22 protein-coding genes are annotated in these 22,770 nt (G+C 41.1%); 2 read left to right on the forward strand and 20 right to left on the reverse strand.

Annotated elements, in window-relative coordinates; genetic code table 11:
* Positions 1-54 precede the first annotated feature (54 nt).
* The 20 genes from BUB19_RS21555 to BUB19_RS21650 form a co-directional block, all read right to left on the reverse strand.
* Complete coding sequence (locus BUB19_RS21555) at positions 55-1,194, reverse strand: glycosyltransferase (protein ID WP_073097669.1); 1,140 nt, start codon at positions 1,192-1,194, stop codon at positions 55-57.
* Positions 1,191-2,321, reverse strand: a complete 1,131-nt coding sequence (locus tag BUB19_RS21560) for a glycosyltransferase (RefSeq protein WP_073097670.1) — start codon at positions 2,319-2,321, stop codon at positions 1,191-1,193. The genes BUB19_RS21555 and BUB19_RS21560 overlap by 4 nt, the downstream gene beginning before the upstream one ends.
* A gap of 1 nt (position 2,322) precedes the next feature.
* Positions 2,323-3,261, reverse strand: coding sequence for a glycosyltransferase family A protein (locus BUB19_RS21565; RefSeq protein ID WP_073097672.1), 939 nt, complete (start codon positions 3,259-3,261; stop codon positions 2,323-2,325).
* Positions 3,262-3,279: 18 nt separating this feature from the next.
* Entirely contained in the window at positions 3,280-4,236 is a 957-nt protein-coding gene (locus BUB19_RS21570; RefSeq protein WP_073097673.1) for a glycosyltransferase family 2 protein, read from the reverse strand.
* 4 nt (positions 4,237-4,240) lie between these two features.
* The gene (locus BUB19_RS21575; RefSeq protein WP_073097674.1) at positions 4,241-5,005 is read right to left on the reverse strand and encodes an FkbM family methyltransferase; all 765 of its coding nucleotides are present in this window, start codon (positions 5,003-5,005) and stop codon (positions 4,241-4,243) included.
* Positions 5,002-5,877: a glycosyltransferase family 2 protein gene (locus BUB19_RS21580; protein ID WP_073097676.1), complete on the reverse strand. Its 876-nt coding sequence runs from the start codon at positions 5,875-5,877 to the stop codon at positions 5,002-5,004. Before BUB19_RS21580 ends, BUB19_RS21575 begins: the two co-directional genes overlap by 4 nt.
* A complete protein-coding gene (locus tag BUB19_RS21585; RefSeq protein WP_073097677.1) occupies positions 5,874-6,884 on the reverse strand; it encodes a glycosyltransferase family A protein in 1,011 nt (336 codons plus the stop codon). Before BUB19_RS21585 ends, BUB19_RS21580 begins: the two co-directional genes overlap by 4 nt.
* A complete protein-coding gene (locus BUB19_RS21590; RefSeq protein WP_073097678.1) occupies positions 6,881-7,795 on the reverse strand; it encodes a hypothetical protein in 915 nt (304 codons plus the stop codon). Before BUB19_RS21590 ends, BUB19_RS21585 begins: the two co-directional genes overlap by 4 nt.
* A complete protein-coding gene (locus BUB19_RS21595; protein ID WP_073097680.1) occupies positions 7,785-8,558 on the reverse strand; it encodes a glycosyltransferase in 774 nt (257 codons plus the stop codon). The genes BUB19_RS21590 and BUB19_RS21595 overlap by 11 nt, the downstream gene beginning before the upstream one ends.
* Entirely contained in the window at positions 8,555-9,487 is a 933-nt protein-coding gene (locus BUB19_RS21600) for a glycosyltransferase family 2 protein (protein WP_073097681.1), read from the reverse strand. Before BUB19_RS21600 ends, BUB19_RS21595 begins: the two co-directional genes overlap by 4 nt.
* Positions 9,480-10,148 carry a class I SAM-dependent methyltransferase gene (locus BUB19_RS21605; RefSeq protein ID WP_073097683.1) on the reverse strand — a complete coding sequence of 223 codons (669 nt, stop codon included), beginning with the start codon at positions 10,146-10,148 and terminating at the stop codon, positions 9,480-9,482. The genes BUB19_RS21600 and BUB19_RS21605 overlap by 8 nt, the downstream gene beginning before the upstream one ends.
* A gap of 1 nt (position 10,149) precedes the next feature.
* The gene (locus tag BUB19_RS24585; protein WP_073097685.1) at positions 10,150-11,394 is read right to left on the reverse strand and encodes an ABC transporter ATP-binding protein; all 1,245 of its coding nucleotides are present in this window, start codon (positions 11,392-11,394) and stop codon (positions 10,150-10,152) included.
* 74 nt (positions 11,395-11,468) lie between these two features.
* The gene (locus BUB19_RS21615) at positions 11,469-12,287 is read right to left on the reverse strand and encodes an ABC transporter permease (RefSeq protein WP_073097687.1); all 819 of its coding nucleotides are present in this window, start codon (positions 12,285-12,287) and stop codon (positions 11,469-11,471) included.
* Positions 12,288-12,298: 11 nt separating this feature from the next.
* Positions 12,299-12,796 carry a class I SAM-dependent methyltransferase gene (locus BUB19_RS21620; protein ID WP_178371548.1) on the reverse strand — a complete coding sequence of 166 codons (498 nt, stop codon included), beginning with the start codon at positions 12,794-12,796 and terminating at the stop codon, positions 12,299-12,301.
* A gap of 416 nt (positions 12,797-13,212) precedes the next feature.
* Positions 13,213-14,493: a hypothetical protein gene (locus tag BUB19_RS21625; protein WP_073097690.1), complete on the reverse strand. Its 1,281-nt coding sequence runs from the start codon at positions 14,491-14,493 to the stop codon at positions 13,213-13,215.
* A gap of 3 nt (positions 14,494-14,496) precedes the next feature.
* The gene (locus BUB19_RS21630) at positions 14,497-15,414 is read right to left on the reverse strand and encodes an O-fucosyltransferase family protein (RefSeq protein WP_073097691.1); all 918 of its coding nucleotides are present in this window, start codon (positions 15,412-15,414) and stop codon (positions 14,497-14,499) included.
* Positions 15,407-16,399: a GNAT family N-acetyltransferase gene (locus tag BUB19_RS21635; protein WP_073097693.1), complete on the reverse strand. Its 993-nt coding sequence runs from the start codon at positions 16,397-16,399 to the stop codon at positions 15,407-15,409. The genes BUB19_RS21630 and BUB19_RS21635 overlap by 8 nt, the downstream gene beginning before the upstream one ends.
* 16 nt (positions 16,400-16,415) lie before the next feature.
* On the reverse strand, positions 16,416-17,153 hold the full coding sequence (locus BUB19_RS21640; RefSeq protein ID WP_073097694.1) for a GNAT family N-acetyltransferase: 738 nt from the start codon (positions 17,151-17,153) through the stop codon (positions 16,416-16,418).
* A 1-nt stretch (position 17,154) separates the two neighbouring features.
* Positions 17,155-18,078 carry a glycosyltransferase family 2 protein gene (locus BUB19_RS21645; protein ID WP_073097695.1) on the reverse strand — a complete coding sequence of 308 codons (924 nt, stop codon included), beginning with the start codon at positions 18,076-18,078 and terminating at the stop codon, positions 17,155-17,157.
* Positions 18,071-18,595 carry a PaaX family transcriptional regulator gene (locus BUB19_RS21650; RefSeq protein ID WP_073097696.1) on the reverse strand — a complete coding sequence of 175 codons (525 nt, stop codon included), beginning with the start codon at positions 18,593-18,595 and terminating at the stop codon, positions 18,071-18,073. The genes BUB19_RS21645 and BUB19_RS21650 overlap by 8 nt, the downstream gene beginning before the upstream one ends.
* 764 nt (positions 18,596-19,359) lie before the next feature.
* Here BUB19_RS21650 and BUB19_RS21655 point away from each other — a divergent pair.
* Together BUB19_RS21655 and BUB19_RS21660 are read left to right on the forward strand one after the other, a co-directional pair.
* Positions 19,360-20,439: a glycoside hydrolase family 43 protein gene (locus tag BUB19_RS21655; protein WP_073097697.1), complete on the forward strand. Its 1,080-nt coding sequence runs from the start codon at positions 19,360-19,362 to the stop codon at positions 20,437-20,439.
* Between the two features lie 4 nt (positions 20,440-20,443).
* Complete coding sequence (locus BUB19_RS21660) at positions 20,444-22,579, forward strand: alpha-glucuronidase family glycosyl hydrolase (RefSeq protein WP_073097699.1); 2,136 nt, start codon at positions 20,444-20,446, stop codon at positions 22,577-22,579.
* Positions 22,580-22,770 lie beyond the last annotated feature (191 nt).

A 22,770-nucleotide genomic window follows, 5' to 3' on the forward strand; every position in this document is an offset into this window, starting at 1 on the left:
GATAATAATATCTAACAAATTACTATAAAATATATCAACAGACCGAAATTCTTTTTAATTGGAGAAAGTATTGGGTACTATCCCTTTTTGATCAAGAAGAGTGTAATACAAGTTTTCGATTTGCTCACAGTACCGGGCAGCAGAATAATTTTCTGAAGCCCTTAGGTACCCAGCTTCTCCAAATCTTAACCTAAGTTCAGGGTTTTGGATCAATGCTGCAATGTTATTTGCAATGGACTGAGGAGATCTGGAAGGTACAAGAAAGCCAGTAATGCCATCAACTACAATATCTTTGAGTCCTCCCACTTCGGTTGCAATTACAGGCAGTTTATGCATCATAGCCTCAACTGCTACCAGACCAAAGCCTTCATGAGCTGATGCGATACAAAAAATATCCATCAGCCGATAATAGTCAGATGTGTTATTCTGAAATCCTACCGATATAAATTGGCTAGCCAAACCTATTTTCATTGCGTAATCAGAGATTAAAGTGCGATCTGGACCATCGCCAACTATTAAAATTTTTATAGAAGCATTATTTATAACTTTAATAGCATCCAAAATATCTGTAAATCGCTTTACTTCATTAAACATCCTTCCTACAGAACCGATAATTATATCGCCTTCTTTAAGGCCGAGATTTCTCCTTAATTCTTTTATAGTCTGTATAGTAGAAAAAATCGGTTGATCAACACCATTGTAAATTTCGACTATTTTTTTCTTTGACAATTTCGCCCTCTCTGCTAGATATTTTACAACAGACGGGGAGACTCCAATAATTATATCAGAAATCATCAGAAACATTTTTTGGATCAATATAGCACGGTTAGTACGCATTAAAGGATCTGAAGTCTCCTCCAATATTCTTATTGGAACACCACCGATGAATCCACTTATGGCTGCCATCGACATTCCTTCAAAAATAGCCCCATGTATAATGTGGGGATTAAAAGTTTTAATAATTTTAAGAACTTGCTTGTGTTTAAAATAATGAAAGGGATGTTTAAAAGCGCCTATTGGTATCAATTCCACACCTTCCTCTTTCAGGTCATTTGCTATAGCACCACCTTCCCAAGTACAAACAATTTTGTGTTCAAATTTCTCTTTGTCAAGCCCCCTTATCAAAGTTAATCGAACTTTCTCAACGCCTCCTGAGGAGATGGTCTCAATACAATGTAATACCCTAATTTTCAACTTAAATATATAGATATAATAGACTTGAGATATTTATCGATATGAAATTTCTTGATTTCGTTCTGAGCCCTTTTTCCCATTTCAATTCTTTCCAATTCAGTCATGTTTAATATAAAGGACATTGCCTTTTTTATTTCAGATAAATCTAGCGGATCGACCAATATTCCTGATCTAGATTCTCCTAATAACTCTGATGCACCGCCTGAACTTGTTACGACAGATGGCAATCCAGCAACCATGGCTTCAGCTAATGATACAGAGGACCCTTCACTCAACGACAGTAATACAAATACATCTGCGTGCTTCAAAAAATAAAATATATCATTTTGATAACCCCATAATTTAACGCTATTCATAAGACCATTATTTTTAAGCTTCCTAACCAAATTCTCTTTCAACGGACCATCTCCGACAATCCATAATTCCAAAGATCTTGACGCATAATCAATTGAAAGTTCTAAAAAAGCAGAAATTACACGGTCTAAATTTTTTATCGGGACCAGCCTGCATGTCGAAATAAATACAAAAGGTTTATCGGCTATATTCCTCTGACATTGATAATCAAATTGAATTTTCCTAATTTCCATAGATTCATTTCGACTGGTACAAAAATTATTAGTTATAGGCATAACTGGATTATAAATTACTTTTATTTTTCCACTTTCTACCTCTTTCAATCCAACAATTCTAGTTTTAACAGCCAATGAAATCGCAATTATGACATGAGCCTTGGAATAAACCCATCTAAAAATATATTTCCAATAAGAATGATGGTTAGGAATGCCTATCTCCTCTCCTACAATTCGCTTAATTCCTGCCCAGCTAGCCGCCAGAATTCCGTGAAAATTTGCTTCCGCACCCTGACTATGGACCACTTCAGGATTTGACTCAAGGAAAATTTGCTTAAGCTTCAAAATTAAACCCATGTTGGGAATACGTGGGTTTAGATTCAAAACGTTAACTTTTATTCCCTGCTGGATTAATTCCTGCGCAACCCTTCCTCCCCTTCCCAACACAATAATGGAGACATCTATGTCTTTGATCTGTGCGATTGCTGGAACAGAAGTGGCAAGCACCTGTTCAACACCGCCAAAATCCAATTCAGATACAACCCTGATAACCTTCATATCAGGTATAGAGGTACCGAAAACAAAATTTCATGTAGTTTCTAAATAAACCAGAAATGCGATTGCTGGAAAAAACAGCCTTTAAAACCCTAGCAGGCATAGAATAAATTGTATGAATTAAAAAGAATCTCTTTGGAATTCGGGAAAGAACTTCCTCAATTCGAGTATCATTGCTGAAATAATGCTGATATAAATTCAAATAGGTCCATTTGCTTTGGAACTTCATAAATGTAAAAGGCGAACAGGTAGAATCACCTATTGAATTCGAATAATATTCTGTGCTCAGTACCTTTGGAATCAACGTCTGATCTAAAGGATAGGATTTAACTGTTGCACGCATTGAATCCTCCTTGCTATAATACACCAGCGTATTTTCGATATAAATCCCATCTCCAAAAAATAAAGAAGCCCTCAACCAAACATCGATATCTTCTCCCAATTTTAAGTTAGAATCAAAACCTGGCTGATTTTCAAAAAATTCCTTTTTGATACAGGTTGCAGAGGTGAAGAACCTTGTGTTGTGAACTGCCTTTTTGAAATAATTTTCCAGCCTGAAATAGGTAAGCTTGGGTTCGTTTACCAGTTGATAGGGATCATAATGGCAACCAATAATCCCAACTTTTGGATTTTCTTCAATTACCTTTGACACAAATCCCAAATAATCGGGGTGCCAGTAATCGTCTGCATCCAAAAAAGCTATATAGGCATATTTTGCCTCTTGGATTCCTTTATTTCTTGCACAGGAAACTCCTTGATTTTCCTGTCGAATCAATTTTACCTTTTCCTTATACTGCTCCTCTACCAAATCCCCTCCTCCATCTGTGGATCCATCATCCACTACAATAACTTCAAATTCTTTGAAACGCTGTTCAAAAACAGAATCCAGCGCCCTGCAAATAAATTTCTTTTTATTAAAGAGTGGAATGACAATGGAAAACAAACAGAGATTGATTAAAAATTAATTGATCAAGCGCTTAAGCTTTAATGCTGTTTCAAATCCAAGATACTTGGACATAAACTGGAATTTTGGACCACCAATATGTACTCGTTGCTTTATACCAAGTCGTTTTACCCTATTTTTTGCTTCCGAAAATAAGGGTGGATAGTCAGGAAAAGTATCATACAGGAATTTCAGGTAAATCTTTTTTAGTGCCGTTCGCACCCGGTGCGAGTCTTCAATCTCCAAAATAACCTTCTCATAACTTATATATGAATCCAACAAAGAGCGTGCAGCTTTGGCTGATCTTTGCTGACTGACATTTTCCTGACCGGGTTGTCTGTAAAATACTTGTCCTACAGGTTCATACAGCACTCCACCTGCATGAGCCAAAACCCTGCAAAAAAACTCTCCGTCCTGATTAATAACTAAGGACTCATCCCATGGTCCAGCTCTTTCAACCAATTTCCTATGGGTCAAATATACCGCAGGTTGATTCATTTCCTGATGATTCCAGAAACGCAACAAAAGATCCAAACCGGATAAAAAATCTCTAAATACCCCGTAATTCAAAGAACTTGAATAATTAATAGATTTCTTAAAATTTAGCCATTCACAGGTAGCGATAACGGGCCAATCATTCCCAACGAGAGCCTCAATCTGTCGTTCAATTTTATCCGGTGAAAGAATATCATCTGCATCCAAAAATTGGATGTATTCCCCTTTTGCCGCTCGAATTCCCAAATTAGTAGCTGCGGATACACCTTGATTAAATTGGGTCCTTATCAGATAAATTTTCGAAAACCGAACGCAAAATTGCTTAACAACATCAAAGGAATCGTCAGTAGAACAATCATCAATTACTATAATTTCAGTATTTAAATAGGATTGTGCTAAAGCCGACTGCAAAGATTCCCGAATATAGTTAGATTTATTATAAACGGTAATAATGATAGAGACCAAATATTCTCGTTGCATACAATTAGCGATAAAAAGAATTCAGATCAGCGCATTTTTTTGAAATAAAAACTGCATTTGAGCGTCTAAGTATAGGTGATCCAACATAAAACTCGTTAACCTGCTCATAAATCCCAAATAGAAAATAATTATATCTCTCAAGAAAAAATCGAATTTTATCTATTGAAGCATGCAAATGGTTTGTCGAATTCATAGAAACTTCAACTTGAATAATTTGAATTCTATGGCTACTCAAAAGTGATTGGCTACCCATTAAAACATTATAATCACTCCCTTCCGTATCAATTTTTAGAAAATCTATATTATCAATATTATGTGCTTGAGAAAAACTATCTAACGTCGTTTGAACCGCAAATTCAGTATTGGAAACGGCGGTCCTATCTAAGTTCGAGACAATTTTACAAAGATCGGATTTTTGATTAATTTCGATAAAAACATTAGAATTTTCAGCTCCGACAGCACTATTAATAAAATAAATATGACTATAATGATTCAATTTTTTAGTTAAATGCTGAAAAGTATGTTTTACTGGCTCGAAGCAATATATCGAAGAATCTGGAAAAAACTCCTTAAAATATGAGGCCGATTGCCCGAGATTTGCACCAACGTCAAAAATACACTTGATCTCAGAATTAGGTAAAAACGACCGAATATCAAAACAAAGATCGACACCCCTAGAGAACCTGTCTGAATTCTTTATCAACGAATAACCAAATTTAGCAAAAATCTGATTAAATTTTTCAAATAAAAAAATTTTGAAATTTTTCATAAATTTCTTGGCTCCCGCCCGAGTATCAAATAAACGCTCTCAATAAGGACACCAATATTTATCCAGAAACAAACCAAGCAAATAGAAAAAGACTCTTTAAATGAAACTGTAAAAATCTTTTTTATTGAAAATCTAAACCGTCGAAGAACAAAAGTAACAATATAACTAAAAAACCCAATCTTATTATCATAAAATTTCCTTACAAACGTACCACCTACTATCCTTCTATATTTATTTACTAAATCCGGGATCTTATATCGTGCAGGATGATATATTATTATGTTTGAAGAAAATTTAACAAAATATTTAGAGGAAATTTTCCCAGACAATTCCGAATCACCATTTGACATTAAGCTCGAATTAAATTTTCCAAATTCATCTATCACAAACCTATAAGAAAACCAATTCGCAGTGATTGCAAACCCATCCTTAGCATATGATTCTGTTGTAAATGCGGTGTATTTTTCGTATATCTCAGCATCCGAAAGTGAGTTATTATCTTTGAATATTAGATCTACTGGTCCGGTGAGTACACCAATTCTATTCAATCTATCATCTTCAAAAATTTCCTTAGCATTTAATAACCAATCTTTTCCAACAATGCAATCGGAATCCGTAAAGGCTAAAATCTCACCAGTAGATTTTTCTATACCCATATTTCTAGCAGCATAGGAACCTTTTAGTGGTTCATCAAAAAATTGTAGATTTAGTTTTCTGAACTCTTTTAAATTAATAGAAATATCCTTTTTTGGACAATTATTTATTACGATAACTTCAAATTCAGATTTATCCAGTGATTGATTATCAATACTTTTTAAACACATATATAATCTTTCATCGTCAAGATACGTAGGAATAATAATGGAGATCATTTACGGAGTTTTACAAACATGATTTTTATTTTGATAACAAAGTATATTCCAAAAAACTGTGAAAAATATAAAAGCTTTGAATGAGAAAACCTATATGGAAAATTATTACCTTTTAACCTTTTAATTTTCTCAAAAGCAACTATACATAATTCCGGCGTAACAGAAGACATCCTATATATGAAATGTTCGTAATTCTTTATTAGTCCCTTCCTTACATTATATCCATTGCCAAAATGTGAAATATTTTTTTCATAATTCACAAATGTTTTAAATAATGAATAGGAAGACCTTATATTTTTTTGAGTCAAAATATTATTATTATTATTGGGCTTACGATAGTAGCCCATAGACTTTTCGGAAAAAACAACACTTTTGCTAGAAAGAATTACTCTAGAGAAAAAATCTCCATCTTGGTTTAAATAAAGTGATTCATCCCAGGTTCCTGATTTTAAGATAATACTTCTCGGAATAAGCCAACAAAATGAAGCTATCATTTGCTGGCTGTTCCAGAGATCGATCAGCAAATGATGTGGATTTTTGTAATCTTTATAAAATTCAAAATCTTCCACCATAAAATCATCAAGTGATGACTCAAAAAATATCCACTTACCAAAAACTACACAGTCTGAAGATTGACCTGATAAGATATCAATTTGGGAAGAAATCTTATCTGAATCTAATAAATCGTCAGCATCTAAAAACTGAAGGTATTCACCATTACTCTTTCTAATTCCAACATTTCGTGCATTACAAGCTCCTTTATTGCGTTGGTCAATAAGTCTAATTTTTGATGGATAAGAACATATATATTTATTTATAACATTTAAAGAATGGTCTGTGGAACCATCATTAATTACTAAAATTTCTATATTTGAATACGATTGATTTAACGCAGAAAGAAGAGTCTCCTCAACAAAATCTTCTTTATTATATAAAGGAATAATTATTGAAACGAGTGGTGAAAATCCTTTAATAGAAATCGAAAGATCTTTAGATTGTTGAGTCATTTATGTATCAGATAAGCCTCCGAGGGGTTTTCATACCAACTGAACATACTCACAAAAGGGAAACCCGCCACTATTTTATCATTTTCCTCGACTGATTCCTGATGGGAAGCAATTTCATATCTTTTCTTTTTGTATTCAGATTCCAGTTTTCGCTGAATCCGATAAGCGTAATACCAAAAATACCAGGCAAGTCCAAACGGTAATAAACCGTCATATTTCCCTGTTTTGGGAAAATAATATTTGTTCAGCACATAATTAAAAACAGGCATATCGTAATTTTTGTCATCTCCCAGGACCTCAAAGATTAGAGTCATTTTCGAGAACAGTTCCAGGATATTATCTCTTTTCCCACCTATCGTACCCGGATTAAAGACGGGGTAAAAAAGGAAGCTAACCGACAAGGGTTGGTTGAATTTTTTGCTGAATTGCTTTAAAGCATTCAAAAGCCAAATGCCACTTTTCCATACCCTCCGATTTCCCCTTCCTAAAAACAACTTATCGGGTGAATGTTTGAATAATGGCAAAGGATTTTTATTTATAACAACATCATTGATATCGGTGGTGAGCACATAGGCATTTTCAGGTAGATGGGGAATAAACTCCCTGTAGATAAAAAAACGCTCATCGTTCAGGGACATCCCACCTAATCTGCATTTGATAAATTTAATTTTTTCGGTTTCGTTTTTTTTAATAAAGTCTGGAGACAACTTATCGTAGAAGATCACTCCAAAAAGCCCATGTTCCAGGACGGAACAGTACCAGTTTTTCATATACCGAAAGTTATCTGGTTTCTGATAACCTCCCCGAACAGGGTCCTGTTTAGATGTAAAATAGGTAGATAATACAAAAACTTCATCTGATTTATAGGGCATAAACCGAATAAAACCTACCTGATTTTCTTCAATTCTCATCCAAATACTTTTTATACCATTTATAAATAAAACTAAATTTTTCTGCAAATAAATACTTTAAAAATTGGAATAAAAATGCATCATTTAATATGATCTCAGGAGAAACACGACAGCGTTGGAAATACGTTTTTAATGCCATACCAAAGTTTTTGTCATGAAGGTAATCTTTTTCATTCTTCCAACTGTGATTCCAAAGGTGTACTGCGTAAGTATGTTTTGAAATGAAACGGCTATAGTCCTCCCCCCTCCTCCCGTATGGTAAGGGGTAGAAATATTCGGGGGGAAAAACTGTAATATCCTGACTAAGGTCTAAATTCATTGTAAGATATGTTGGAATATCAATAGGATCGTCAAAATTAAACTGAAGATGCGTGTACTTATCCAAAAGAAATTTAAACACAGAATTATTTTTTTCCGCCCCGATAATTCCAGCACTAATCAGGTTTTCCTTTTCTCTGCCTATGAAACATTTGTTCCAAAGGAGGTCATCGATATTTTTTAGAATCACCATATCGGTATCCAGGTAAACGCCCCCTTCATGATAAAGAGCATACAACCGACACACATCTGAAACGAAAGCATATTTCTTAAGGCGGTAGGCCTGCTCGGTAAATTTATATGAATTAATATTAAAATTATTTTCGTTCCACAACTTGAATGTATACTCAGGCAACCAAAGTTCCCAACTTTGGATACAATCTTTTTCAAGTTCAGTCATACTGCCAGGTCCAAACCAGCAGTAGTGGATTACTTTTGGGATCAAATTAGCTTTATATATTTAAGAGTTCTGATTCCAAATATCTTGACGCCTTGAAATTGGCCTTTAAAAAGTTTATGTTCTATCGTAAAAAAGTATAACTCCCAAAATAAAGGTGATTTTAATGGTAAAATTAATAGCATATCATTAAACACATTTTTAAAAAATAATCTTGCTTTTTCGTCAATCCCGATTTGTCTATGAATATTCAAATAAATCCTTTTGAATGCAGGATATGATTTTCGGTACTTCTGATCATAAGAATCCCTCATAAAAGAATTAGTTTTTGAGCCTTCGTTGAGTCTCCAATAAATTTTTGATTTAGGGTTGACAACATAATTCAATGATTTTAGTAAAACCCGAACGTGAAACTCCAAATCCTGAACTGCAATAAGTTCCTCATCGAACAAATAATCGAACGAATTCAAAAACTTCCGAGTGTACAATGGCATAGGAGTTTGAAAAATGTTGTTAGTTGCACCAAAATTTAAGAAAAACATCTTATCACCGTTATGGTCATAAATAGAATAACTATTGTCAACAGATTTACTAAATTTAAATATGTCACTTAGTACATAATCTAAACCTTGATCTTTCTGGAATGATAAAATTTTCTCTGAAAGAAAAGTATCATTAATTATATCGTCAGAATCTAGCCAATTTATATAGTCACCATTGGAAAGTTCGAAAGCATAATTCCTTGCCGCATTCCCTCCAAATCTTCTCCCCTCTGGTCGCCTAAAAATCTTAAATCTAGAATCTTCTTGAGAATATTCTTCTAATATTTCCCAGGAACGATCCGTACTATGGTCGTCAACAATGATACATTCCCAATTGGAATAGGTTTGTTGGAGAACTGAATCTAGAGTTTCTCTCAGGAAACTAGCTTTGTTATAGTTAGGTATTAATACAGACACTAAAGGCTCTTTATGCATTCTTTTGTAAAACAATTGTGTAGCCTGTCTTTTCTAAAAACACTAATCCATTGCTACCCAAACGCCAAAAGATCGAATTAAAAAACCTATTTATTAAACTTTTAGGATTTAAGTTATGTAGGTTAAATCGTTCAAAGTTATTTCTGTATCTATAAACAATTTCAATCATTACATAGCTTCTGGACACAGGAGTTCTCGTTGGATTCATCCCTTCCACCTTGCATAAATATTTTTCAAAAACCATAGGATTATACGGTTTGACATGAGATAAATCATTATAAAACTCTTCCCAAAGTAAAGGTGCAGACACAACGATTTTTCCACCAATTTTCAAAGTTCTATTCATTTCAATTAAAAAGTTATAGAGGTCATCTGGCCTCAAGTGTTCTACTATATGGCTGCAATGAATAAGATCAAAAAAATCATTTTCAAATGGAATAGCAGGAACTTTACCTAAATATACATTCCTATAGCGCTTCTTAAGACTATTAACAGAATCCTGATTTCCCTCTAACAAAAAAAAGTCATCTCGCCCACAATAAGCAGAGAACGATCCATCACCTGGGCCAACATCTAAAACCTTTGCTCCTTTATCGATAAACTTTCTTGCAATTTCGAAAAATGGCTCTCTTTTATGGGTTATATATTTCTTATCAATCATTTTATAGTACGTTCCATTTAGATTGAGCGATTACAGGATACCCATTGAATGTACAAACTGGGCCATCTTGACTAATTGCACCTGGTCTTACATCAACCTTTTTTATCTTAGGTAAAAAATCATATGTTACTCCTTTCGATCCCAGCCAGACATTTAAGTAGTAAAATCCGTTAATTAATGGGAAGTTTTCAATTTTCGAGGAGATCTTGTTTTTTCCCTTTTTTAATCTTAACTGCTGCCCTACATGTCCGGAGTAAAACTGTAAAATTGGAACGTTCTCCAAGCTGGTAATCGTAATGGCAAACTCAACCATTTTCTCAGATATCTGATTTACCACCTCGATAGAAAATTCTATACCGTCACCAGTTTTAAGAAAATTTGACATTTCAAACTTATCGACATACATTTCTTTCTGACACTTTTTGAAGTTTTGATAAGTTAAAGAATCCTCCTGCAAACTATTATTAAGATAAAAATCCAAAATTTGCGATACATCAGCATTGCTTTCCAACTTACCCTCGTCAAGTAATAATCCATTGGTACAGAGATTTCTGACCATCGCCAGATTATGACTAACAAATAAAACCGTCCTCCCTTCCCTCTTACTGACGTCCTCCATCTTACCCAGACATTTCTGCTGAAATTCATAGTCCCCCACAGCCAAGACCTCATCAATGATTAAAATCTCTGGATCCAAATGGGCGGCAACTGAAAATCCCAACCTGACGCGCATGCCGGAAGAATAGAATTTAACGGGGGTATCCACATACTTCTCAACTCCAGAGAAATCTATAATTTCTTCCAGTTTCCGATCAATTTCCTTTTTGGTCATTCCAAGAATAGTCCCATTCATATAAATATTTTCCCGACCGGTAAGTTCCGGATGAAACCCAGTCCCTACTTCCAGTAAGGCTGCTACCCGGCCATTCATTTCTATCCTACCAGAAGATGGTTCGGTGATTTTGGAAAGTATCTTTAGTAAGGTGGATTTTCCAGCACCATTTTTCCCGATGATTCCTAATACATCTCCCTGCTTGACTTCAAAGCTGACATCTTTTAATGCCCAATGCACTCCGTCCTCCTCTTTTCCCTGAAAGCTACCTAGGCTCTTGATCTTTCTAAAATTGTCAATGGGGTATTTTAGTACAGTCAGCATCTGTTCAGCAAAAGTATCCGCCCTCTTTTCCTGCAAGCCAATGCGATAGCGTTTAGAAAGGTTTTCAACTTTTATTATTGTATCTGACACTTCCTTAAGGGTTAAGAATTACATTTATAAAGGCTATTCTTTGCAGGTCGGCAGGCTGGTTTTTGATTGGTAGATTACGCCACATCTGCAAATACTTTCTCCATTCTCCTAAAATAAAACAAACCAAAAACAAAAATAACGATGGCTATAATTGTCCCTGGCCAAATCCATTCCCATGGCATTGATCGGCTGAGAAACATTGAACGGATACCTTCAATTACTCCCACCATGGGATTGAGGGAATAAACAAACTGCCACTGTTCGGGTACCGCAGTTGTACTGTACACCACAGGAGCCAGGTAAAGTAACAACTGTACGACAAAGCTCAAAGCATATTTCACATCCCGGTATTGTACCGCCATAGCGGAAAGTACCATCCCAATCCCCAGGGAAGCCATCAGCAGTTGCACCAAAAGCAAGGGCAAAAAAGCCAGGTTCCATCCCGGCATGACTTGGAAATAGATCAATAATCCAAGAAGCACTATAAAGGATATGATGAAATCCAGGAGTTTGGAAAAGATAGCAGACAAAGGTAGAATCAACCTGGGGAAATAAACTTTGGTAATCATACTAGCATTGGTAACCAGGCTATTGGCAGATTCGGTCAGCGTTCCTGAGAAATAATTCCAGGGCCATAAAGCTAAGTAAGAGAACAAAATGTACGGAATACCATCGGAATCTACGTTGGCCAAACCGCCAAAAACCACCGTAAATACTAAGGTGGTAAACAAAGGTTGAATGATGGCCCAACCTACCCCTAGAACAGATTGCGCATACCTGGCCTTTATTCCTCTGACCGTCAGAAAATACAACAGGTCTTTGTATCTCCATAGCTCTCGTACGTCTACTACCTTCCAGCCTTTGGAAGGTTCAATTACGTTGATTCTAGACAATGAAGCGTTAACTAAATGTGGATATCAGATAGTTTCCACAAGGCCATACATTTATCGAAATACATACCCTGATCATCTAAATTATTTTCATGGACTATCTTGACTGGCTTGGGAAAGTTAAAAGGTGCCATTTCGAGATTGATTGGCCTCCAACCACCTGTTTGAATATCGCGGTTAACCAATCTATCTGTATAGGTAGTGGTCAATAGGTACTTTGAACGTGATTTCTTAAAGTTGGACAGAGCCTGCTGGATGTTTTCAAAAGAAAAATGAACCAGACAATCCCTGCAAAATATCAAATCTACCTCAGGCAATCCACCGGCGATGATGTCCCCGATTTGAAAAGTCAATTTGGAATCGTGGGCATATTTAGCATTCAAAGAATCAATTAAGTCATTCACGATATCCACTCCGATATAGGAAATTCCGGTTCTATCCAGGTGTTTCATCCAGTTAAAATCTCCGCAGGGTGCATCCAATATACTTTTCAGGCCAAGGTCTTTGATCAAGCGGTTAAGCTTTTTTAATAAGGTTTTTGTATGCTGAATTTCTGAACCCCTACCCGATGAACTCTCGGTTGACCCCCAAGTATTTTTCGAATAAATCTGATTGAAAACATCATTGGAATTATCGGCATTTGATAACAAATCCTTTGGGGAATAGATATACCTATTAGCCTGAATGTCTCCTTTCAGTTTTCGATAATAATACCTGAACCTATTCACCATCCTTCGCAATTAATTATTTGGTCGATCGTATTGATCTGAATATTTCATTTTGTACTCTATGTAGTGTTAACTAGTTCCTTCTTCGAATAGGGATATATCAGCTTCTGGACAACCTAAATTTTAAATTAAACTAAATTTACAAAAAGGTCATCAGAAAATAGCATTTCCAAGGATTTGGGAGTGAGACAAAACTACCATTAGTTTAAAGCCCCACTTTCAACCCCTAAGAATTTTTGCTTCTTCGGAACTTCCATACAATCCTTTCCCCAAACCCCTCCAAAACCCTTCACTATACCCTCCACATGCCCGGCAACCAAACCAGGACCTGAAAACTCATCCACAAACCTGCCCAGGAAATGGGCGAGGCGGCCTTTGTGCTGACGGCCAATATCTTCCGTTAGGTGAGGAATCTTATGCCGGGGCAGGATTTCTATAAAACCGGCCGACAGGGCCGTGGGAATCAGCATATGGGAGCCGTGTACGCCCAGCACCAGCTGACTGTGCCGGAAAATCTCATTCCATTGCCGCTCTACCCTTTCGTCAATCTCGGCTACCCTTTGGTCCTTCCATCCTGAGGGAAGCCTGGCCTCCTTTCCGAGTCCTGTCACCACCAAACGGGCCTCCGGCAAAGATTTCCGAAGTTTTTCAGCCAACCGCCCCAGTAAACTGGCCTGCCGATAGCAAAGTAGTCCCCGTACCTGGGCCTGAAAGCCAAACTTAATGGAGGCCTTGTGCAGGAAACCCAACAGGCGGCTGTTCAGCCAAAACCGGTCGGAACGCCAGATAAACGTAAGTTGCGTCGGCTGATGTTCAAAATCCTGCAGGGCAAAAGGCCGGGCCTGCAGTATCTCTTCAAAATCCAATCCCTCCAGCGGGGGATGCACCGGCACTTCACTCAGGGCCACGGATCCAAACCGTTTAAACTGTGCCTTGACCCAGAAATCCAGATCTTTTACCCCTTTATCGATTTCCTGCAAGGGCAAGTCTACCGTCCAGATCTCTACCTCCGCATCGGTGATCAACCAACGGCAGCGAGCCGGTAGGAGTACCGCCAGGGTTTTGAATGGGAACTGTTTTCTAAGCAAATACACATTCCATAGTTTGGTGAAGACATGCCCGAAACAACTGTCCAGACAATTGACCAGGATCAGGTCTCCACCTCCATTCGGCTGAACAAGCTCTATTTCTACCCCAGCGTCAGGCGCTTTTAGAAATGACCGGATCAGGGGCAAGGCCATCCAGGAGCCTTCCTGTCTGTTGTACCGGGCATAGCTTCCATCCCGGGCAAAAACCACCGGATAAAGGGCAGCATGACCGACTGGCAGTGTCGCATAAAAATCAAGCCCGCAATCACCACAGCTATGTTCGGCTAAAACATGCGTTCCCCGGAAAAACAGTTTACCTGCATCCGTACTTTCTGCTCCACATCGGGGGCAGTTGGCAAGAATAGCTGCTCTATCGGGGTAGATATCAATCATGTATTACCACTTTCGGATTCCCCATTGGTTTAACCGATAGGCCAATAGAGTTTTCCGCCGGGACCAGGCGGCCTCATTGCTTTCGGCCAGGGTGTAAGGAGTTTCCGGCTGAAAAAGCAAAGCCGCGTAGGATAGGTTGGATGGCGATAGGATAAGCTCCTGACAAAAGGACAGGGAAAGACAATCCAGCAGGGCTTGTTCACCCAACAGTATTCCATTCAAGTTACCGCCATGATCGTGAATCGCCTTTTGGCTGGCAGAACGTATAAAATCATGGGCCAGGACCTTTTGCGGAAATCTGGCTTTCAGCATTTCTAAAAACGCTTCATCGTCCGTCGCTACAAATAAACGGTCAAAGTCAGCAATTTTCTTTTCAATTTTGTTCATTATTGTCCACTCACTGACCGGAGGCACTTCAGTAGCATGATCGGTACGCCGCGCATGCAAACCTAATATTTTAAATCCGCTGAACCATTCCTTTATGCCATTTACCTTTTCAAGCAGCTTATCCTGAATCCGGAGTTCCGATTGAATTGTATGATGTAAAGAGCGTATAAATTGGCGATCCCATATTCTCAACGGATGCGTTTCATACCGAAGATTTACAATGGGTACAAATCCCGAAGAAGGGCCTCTCTGTACCATCAATTCTTCCCAAAAATTACTCCCATTACTGTCCTGATTCCCACTGTAGGCGTACCGCACATTAGCAAAATCTACCCTGTATGGCAAGTTGTATTTTTTTGCAAAAGCCATTCCATACAATACTTGCAAAAAAAGGGAGAAAAATCCCCTTTCACAGCGACCGTTTGGATGGTCCCTGCACAGAAATTCGTTCTTATAACAAGTAATGACATAGCATGCATTCTCTTTTTTAAGTTCCTGCAGCCTCTCCGGACTTACAGCGGATCTTTTAGGCATCCATCGGGTCGTTTTTCCATTGATAAACCCTCTCCAAATGCCGCCAGGCACCGGTACTAAGGTTGTAATGGGAATGGTGAAAAGGGATCGCACCAAAACTTTCCTTCCAGCGGAAAAGGTCCCTGTTGATCTTTCTACCCCCGCATTCATTGGAATGCCCAAAATCCAGGTATTTTCTCCCAGCCGCCTGTGCCGTGCACAGGTAATCGATCAGCAAATCCAGCGCATGCTGCTTCCTGCCCGCTACGTTGGTAGCCAGGTACTGGGTATGCAAACAATTCGGAGTAAAAAAAACAGTGGCCCCGGCAAGGGGAATACCGTTTTGGTAAACCATGAATTGCCGGATATTGTCAGGATGCCATTCCTTCAAATACTGCATCTGTTCTTTGTTGTGTGTAGGCTTTTTCTGGTACCGCTTTTTGAGGTTGGGCCTAAGGAGTGTATCCCAAAACAATTCAACTTCACCCTCTTCCACTACTTGTAAGCCCGACCGTTTGGCCTGAAGAATATTGGCCTTCCTGCCCTTATGTCTGACCTTTAAAGGCAATTTGATGGCCAGCGACAATTCCATTTGGCGGATTTCGGCCTGCGCCAAATGCATGATATAAGGTAGCGATTCCGTTGATTCTTTACTGTAGAAGGAAGGGGTTGCCTTGATCTGTAGCCTCGCAACTCCCTGCGCTTCATAATACCGGAGCAGCTGCAAATACAACTGCACTTCCTGGTCGAAGGAACAGGGTCTGTGGATGAGACCGGCATAACCCAGTCCTTTATGCGAAAAAACCTGATCAGCTTCTCTATGGGCCGGGAAAATGGCCATCGGACGATCTCCCCTGTAAAGGATTAGCGAGGCATCATGGAAGCGCTTTTTGTGATAGGCCAGAAAGCTTCTCTGGTGCATCAGCGTGGCATTGGTAGCCTTCGCCAATACCTCTTTCCAATCCGCCTCCAGCTCTGATTCAAATGCAATTACCTGCCAGCCCAAATGGTGTTTTTCGAAGTCAGTTGATCAGGTTTGGCGTATCTTTTAGCCTTGGCCTCCAATGGGCAATCAGGGTTTCCTTTACCGGTTGGAAACCGGCGTTTTTGTAAAAGTTCATCGCCCGGTCATTGGCCTTCTGAGTAGAAAGTCCGATCTGTGGATAACCCAATGCATACAATTCCTCCCATACCCGGCACATCAACTTCTGGCCGATGCCTTTACCCTGCTCGCTTCCCTTCACTGCAAAAAGATCCACATACCCGCGACCCCGCATCAGCCGGAAGGTTACAAAACCCAGCAGGTTGCCGTTTCTTCTGGCCACAATCACCCGGTGCTTCTGGGATTTGATGGTTTCCCACCAGGTAGTGTACAGTTTTTCATATTCGTGGTTGGCCAGCAAGGGGTCCTGATTGAACCTGGACCACTGCCCACTGGTGAGAACCAGTTCCCGCAATTGCTTCTGATCTTTCAAACTGAGCGTGCCGGAGGCTTCCTGTTCGTATAGCTGTATGTCCCCCTGGTTCTCTGGGGCTGTCTCCAGGTCTGTCTTTTGAATGATTTTCACCCAGTCGACCCTGGTACTGATGGGTGACCAGCCTCCCATTCTTACCAATCCCGGTTTTCCCATCACATAGATCAGATCGAAATTGCGTGCCTGTTCCTGAATGGATTCTATCCGGGCCACCGACTTGTGCAATTGCAACTTGCCAACCCGGTATCCAAATAAAGCGGTATCAAAAGGTAAAAATTGTATCATTTCAGGTTTTTTGCTCGATAATATAAAGGGGGCGATCTTTTACGCCCTCGAAGGTTTTGCCCACGTACAATCCAACCAGGCCCATGGTCATCAACAACAGGCCGGCTAAAACCCAGAGCGAAACGATCAGGCTGGCATAGCCCGGCACAATTATTTTTCCCGAAAAATAGCGAATCAGGGTGATCAAAGCAAAAATAAAACCCAGGGAAGCGACAAAAAAACCTAATTTTATCAACAAACGAAGCGGTTTATCCGAATAAGCCATCAGGGCATTCAAGCCCAGGTGAAGCCTGGACCGCAGCTTATAGGCAGATGTAGGCAACGCAGAAGGACCATGTTCCACATTGTAATACCCCTGTGTGAAGCCTACCCACTGGACCTGAGCAGGAAAATACCGGATAGACTCTTTCATTTGCAGAATTGCCTGGATGACTTTCCTGTGGTAGATCCCAAAATTTCCAACAGCAGGATCCATCCTGGTCCCGGTCATATACCTGAAAAAACGGTAGAAAACTGCGGAAAGCATTATCTTCCACGGCTTGTCTTTTCGCGCTGTTCGTCTGGCCAGCACCACATCATATCCCTGCAGGGCTTTGCTCAACAGGTGTGGGATCTCCTCGGGCAAATCCTGCAGATCTGCATCCATAACCACCGTCCATTGGCCCTTTGCCACATCCAGGCCGGCCGCAATGGCATGGTGTTGACCAAAGTTTCTGCTTAGCCGTATCCCCATGACATCAGTTGCTGTGTTGGCCGCCGCAGCTATCTGTTGCCAACTCCCGTCGCTGCTGTGGTCGTCAACCAAAACCAACTCAACAGCCGGACTGATGCCCGAAAGCACTGCTCTCAGGCGGGCAATCAAATCTCCCAGGGACTTTTCGGATTGGAAAACCGGAACCACTACCGACAGGTATACCTCACTCATGCAGCGCTTTTTCAAATACTACCAGGCCCCGGAGTACCGGATCAGTTTCCTTGTCCATTACCTCAACACGAAGTTTCCGGTTTATTTTTTCTTCTGTTTTACAGATCAGGAAATTAAGGTATTCCAGGTTGATTTCTCTGGCTATCAGCACCAATTCGATGGTGCCGGAATCTTTCCCTTCAGCATAATCTCCCATCACTACCGCCTTCTGAACATTGCCCAGGTTGGCGATCACCTGCTCCAGCAAATGATCGAAACCCAGGTATTTGCTGACGATACTCCGGATCTCCTGATATAGTGGATGGGCAACATTGGCCTGGTAGCTTTTCGTTTTACCCTTGGTTTTCCACTGCAACAGCCCTGCTTCCGACAGCCGGTTCAACTCTATGCGCACAGAATTGGTAGACTCGTTGAATTCTTCGGCCAGACCCCGCAGGTAGCCCCTGTTTCCGGCATTGGAAAAGAACTTGACCAACAATTTGATCCTGGTTTTTGAAGTGATCAGTGAATCCAGCAAGAGGCCTTTATGAAGGAGAAAATAAACGGTTAAAAAATCTAAAATGCATTATTCAGGAGTCGAAAAACATTATTTTACAGGTCCCGGAATCATGCACCCGAAGCCTTTCACAGCTTCGCCACGTAATCCACATGGTAAGAGTAACAAAATTACTCGAAGGTTTCGTATTACCAAATTTTATCCACTTTTTTAGTCTGATTTTTATAGGGGCCGGTTTGGTATTTTGGTCTTGCGGCCAGATACGCGCTGCTGGTTAAAATTGTTTAATCAACTATTTGGTTAATCATCCAATCGTAGGGAGTCCATTATTTGGTTGAATTTCCAACTGAGTGATTCTATCAAACGGAAATAGGTAATCTCCGGACGTATACGAACGCAGGATTGCAAATCCCGAACAGCCGCTCCGCGGAATTTGTAATTCCGTGGTACAGATAAAAGGGGATTTGTATGCCCTCTTTCGATGCCGTGTTTGTTTTGATTCCTTTTCTATCCTTCCACGAGCACGTTAGCAGGATTGCAAATCCTGTTTACCCGGGTTCGGGTTTGCAGATCCCAAACAGCCGCTCCGCGGAATTTGTAATTCCGTGGTACAGATAATAGGGGATTTGTAAGCCCTCTTTCGATCCCGTATTTGTTTTGATTCCTTTTCTATCCTTCCACGTGCACGTTAGCAGGATTGCAAATCCTGTTTACCCGGGTTCGGGATTGCAAATCCCGAACAGAATTGTGTATTTTTGACTTCGTACCTGTTAAACCATTACCCCATGTGCTCAAAACGATACATTATAGCCAGCCTGATTGCCCTTGCTGCCTGCAACGATAAGAAAATAGCATCCACAGAAACAGTGCAAACCAACAACAGGCAGGAAAATCAATTTTCCCACCCGCCGCTGGTTACCGAACCTTTTACGGCAGACCCCTCAGCACATGTTTTTGAGGGAAAAATATACATTTACCCCTCCCATGATATCCCCGCTGGTATTCCTTCAGACGATTGGGGTTCACATTTTGCCATGGAAGACTACCGGGTCTATTCCATGGAAAGCCCCGACGCTACGCCCGGCGAACATGGTATCGCCTTGCACCTGGACGATATCCCATGGGCAGCACGACAACTATGGGCACCTGACGCGGCCGGAAAAGATGGTAAATATTACCTTTATTTCCCGGCCAAGGATAAAGAGGGGCTATTTAAAATCGGGGTCGCCACCAGCGAAAAGCCTGAGGGTCCCTTTACACCCGAACCTGAACCCATTCCAGGAACCTATAGCATTGATCCGGCGGTTTTTCAGGATGGGGATCAATACTACCTTTATTTTGGAGGAATCTGGGGAGGACAATTGCAGCGGTGGAAAGATGGAGAGTACCGGTTTCCCGGCGATCAACCTACTGATGGTGAACCGGCACCGGATCAACCTGCACTCTCTCCCAAAGTGGCCCGGCTTGCTCCGGATATGAAAAGCCTGGCAGAGGAGGCCAGAGATGTATTGCTCCTGGATAAAAATGGTGATCCCATCAAAGCAGGCGATCATGAAAGGCGTTTTTTTGAAGCAGCCTGGGTCCACAAACACAATGAGAGGTACTATTTTTCTTACTCTACAGGAGATACGCACCTTATAGCCTATGCCACAGGTGACAGCCCCTATGGACCGTTTACCTATCAGGGAAATATTTTGGAGCCGGTGAAGGGTTGGACGACTCACCATTCAATTCTCTCCTTTGAGGGGCAGTGGTATCTTTTTTACCATGACACCGAAATATCGGGAGAAACCCATTTGCGCAACATCAAAATGGCTCCCCTGAAACACCTTGCCGACGGAAGCATCGAAACCATTACTCCTTGATAACATGACCCTTTACCTGCGCCTATGCACATGCCTGCTCCTGCTACTTGTTCAGGGCACAAGCACGGTTTTTTCCAAAGACGGCTACAAGCTATGGTTGCAATACCATCCTCTGGAAGCACCGCAAAAAGTCCAAAGCCTGATGGGGGCCATTCGTGTGGATGGGGATTCACCCACGCTTGCCATCATCAAGACAGAATTGCAGCTGGCCGCCAATGGTTTTTTGGATAAAAACCTTCCCCTGGCATTTGACCATCAGGAAGAGGCTGCCCGTTTGATCATCAGCAAACAAACTCCATCAGGCTGGGATCCCTCAGCCAAAGGCAGCCTGGGAAGGGAAGGATATCGCTTGCTGAAGAATGATGCCGGGGTGGTATGGGTTGCAGCAGATACGGATATTGGTTTGCTTTACGGCACTTTTAAATTCCTGCAGCTGATGCAGACCGGAGCAGGCATTCCTGAATCAGGGTACCACAGCGAACCTAAAATTCAACACCGGATATTAAACCACTGGGACAACCTGAATAGAACGTTAGAACGAGGCTATGCCGGGGCATCCATTTGGAACTGGCACCGCTTGCCGGACCATATTGACCAGCAATACCACGATTATGCCCGGGCCAATGCTTCCATTGGCATCAATGGAAGCGTAGTGACCAATGTCAATGCCAATGCACTGGTACTTACTCCGGAATACCTTGAAAAAGCGGCGGCTTTAGCCGATGTTTTCAGGCCTTATGGCATTACCTTATACCTGACAGCCCGGTTTTCTGCTCCCATGGAACTGGGCCGTCTGCCCACTGCGGATCCGCTGGACCCGGGTGTACAACAATGGTGGAAGGATAAGGCGGATGAAATTTACCGGTACATTCCTGATTTTGGGGGATTTCTGGTAAAAGCCGATTCGGAAGGACAACCCGGCCCGCACAATTACCAACGGAGTCAGGCAGATGGGGCCAACCTGCTTGCCGATGCACTCAAACCCCACGGGGGCATTGTCATGTGGCGGGCATTTGTCTATAGTGAAGACACCCCGGATGACCGGGCCAAACAGGCCTATCAGGAATTTCAACCCTATGATGGATCTTTTCGAGATAATGTAATCGTCCAGGTAAAAAACGGGGCCATTGACTTTCAACCCAGGGAACCTTTTCATCCCCTATTTGGTGCCATGCCCCAAACACCACTGATGATGGAATTTCAGATCACCCAGGAATACCTGGGCCAGGCTACCCACCATGTATTTTTGCCCTCCCTTTACACAGAAGTACTGCAGAGCGACACTTATGTCAATGGACCGGGCTCCACGGTAAGCAAAGTGATCGATGGCAGTTTACACGGATATTCCCTGACAGCCATGGCGGGAGTGTCCAACATTGGAACGGACAGGAATTGGACCGGGCATCACTTTCACCAGGCCAACTGGTTTGGTTATGGCAGACTGGCCTGGGACCCAGAGATTTCTCCGGAAACCATAGCTGATGAATGGCTCCGCCTCACATTTACCAATGCCCCCGAATTTATTGAGCCGGTCAAAAAAATGATGCTCCAATCGCATGAAATGGCCGTAAATTACATGACACCCCTGGGTTTGCACCATATCATGGCCTGGAGTCACCATTATGGACCCGGCCCCTGGGTCACGGACCGGCACAGAGATGACTGGACATCCACCTATTACCACAAAGCCAGTGAAAACGGCGTAGGCTTTGACCGGACAGCAAGCGGCAGCAATGCCCTGGAACAATATGCTCCCGAACTACAGGCTCAATGGGGAGATCCAAAGCGTGTCCCGGAAAAATACCTGCTCTGGTTTCACCATGTTCCCTGGGAGTATACCCTCCAAAACGGAAGAACCTTATGGGATGAAATGGCCCTGCGGTATCAGAAAGGGGTAGATGAAGCCCGGCAAAATGTGGCAACCTGGGAAAGTCTTGAATCCTATGTGGATGAAGAAAGGCATGCCCATGTATTTTCTTTTCTGGAAATTCAGGCCAAAGAAGCGGCCTGGTGGAGAGATGCCTGCCTGCTGTATTTCCAGCAATTTGCCCAATCACCGCTTCCTGAAGGAGTAGAAAAACCTGAAAAAGAGCTGGAATACTTTATGGGTATCCGTCACCGGTATGTTCCCGGGAATTAGGTACCATTTAGACCCTCTTCAGTATTGAGGACACCTACCGTCAAAGCGAGCACAGCGAAGTAATCTGAATCGGAGGGTAAACGTATTTCCATGAGGAAACAGGAATCTGCTCCTCGGGATTTGTAATCCCGTGGGTCAGATAGAAAGGGATTTGCAATCCCACTTTCGTTCCCGCGGTTGTTTTGATTTCT

Origin of the sequence: Cyclobacterium lianum, from assembly GCF_900143075.1 — a bacterium.
Taxonomy (GTDB): domain Bacteria; phylum Bacteroidota; class Bacteroidia; order Cytophagales; family Cyclobacteriaceae; genus Cyclobacterium; species Cyclobacterium lianum.